This window comes from Colwellia hornerae (genome assembly GCF_007954355.1).
GTDB classification, from domain to species: Bacteria; Pseudomonadota; Gammaproteobacteria; order Enterobacterales; family Alteromonadaceae; genus Colwellia_A; species Colwellia_A hornerae.
Genome location: NZ_VOLR01000080.1, coordinates 1 through 1,331, shown reverse-complemented (window position 1 = coordinate 1,331; position 1,331 = coordinate 1). Strand labels below are relative to the sequence as shown.

Genomic DNA, 1,331 nt, shown 5'->3' with positions numbered 1-1,331 from the left:
TAATTAGGCCGTTTTTGTTTTGGCAGAATAAAGTCTTTAATCGTGTCCGTTAATTCTTTTAATCTCGCCGGTATACTTTGTAAGTTTGACGCAGTTGCCATCCCATAATAATCATAAAGAACAACACGCATTGCCGTTTTAAAACTTATCCTTGTTGGCCTTAGTTTAACAACATCTCCGGCTAAAGCGGCTTCATGCCTAATAAGGTTGTACGCTAATAACATCCCATATAATTCTTGGATGACTAAATCAGGCTTTTTACTTCTTAATGTTATTGCGTTTTTAAGTAACGTTGTCTTTATTTCTCGATAGCCCAATTCTATTTCCCATCGTTCATGATAAAGCGCAATAATTTGGGCGGCACTATAGTGTTCAATGGGCAAGGACGTCGCTATCTCTTGAGGCTCATACCCATCGAGCTGATACCTTACGACCCTCATTTGCCACTTATCTGGCAAAGACGGTGACTTTTTTCTTGCGTGACTACTTAAATCACGCTCAACTAAAAAGTCATTTTCGCCATACGTTTTAATCTTTCGATAGTTAATCGTACTTTTTAATCGCGTTACCCAATATCGCTCTTCACCTAGGCTTTCAAAGTGATGCAATAATTCTGCTGAGTGATATAACCTATCTAACAGCAACACACTTTTAGGCGGTACATTGTCTAATAACTGTGAAGCAACGGTTAGCTCTCCGGTCTTAAAAGGTCCTATTGCAGCTCGACTAATAATATGGCTTCGCACATTCATTAAACAGGCTAAACGAAACGCAGGGAAAGATGAAACTAACGCTCCTTTGCTCGGTGCTGAGCCAAAATGCTCTCTGTTCTCTTCACTATCTTCTGTTCTAAATGTTGTGCCATCAATGCTAAATAAATTCAGTTCATTCCATTTATCATCACAATGTGACTGTGCCGACCATTTATCTGCACTGCGGTTAAATAACCATTCGACAGGCGCTGAGCCTAGACGTTGTCTAGCATTACTGATAGAGCTGCGTGCAAGTAACTGATTATCAATTTGTTTACTTTGAAAGCTTAACCTTGCAGCTACTTCTTGAATCGGCTCTTGCCTCATCAATGACATGCCAATAGTCAGTCTAATAATATCCTCCGCCGGCATTTTTCTCCGCCTCACGGTTACGCTTCCGGTTGCGTTAAGCGCTTCACTTATCCACTCTTTTGGGAGTTGAGCATTAAAAATATCAACCTTATCTTTTAAATCACCACACTCATCAAAAAAGTAAGCTAACTCATCACTCAACATATTTTATTTCCTGTAAAAGGAAATGAATATGCCACACTCAAAAGATCGTTCAAGTACTAAATT

The 1,331-nt window shown here is 39.4% G+C and carries 1 protein-coding gene; it reads right to left on the bottom strand.

From position 1 onward, the window contains the following. Window positions 1-1,268, bottom strand: a 1,268-nt coding sequence (locus tag ESZ26_RS19020) for an IS4 family transposase (protein ID WP_146829439.1), incomplete at its 3' end; no start/stop codon positions are given. Window positions 1,269-1,331 lie beyond the last annotated feature (63 nt).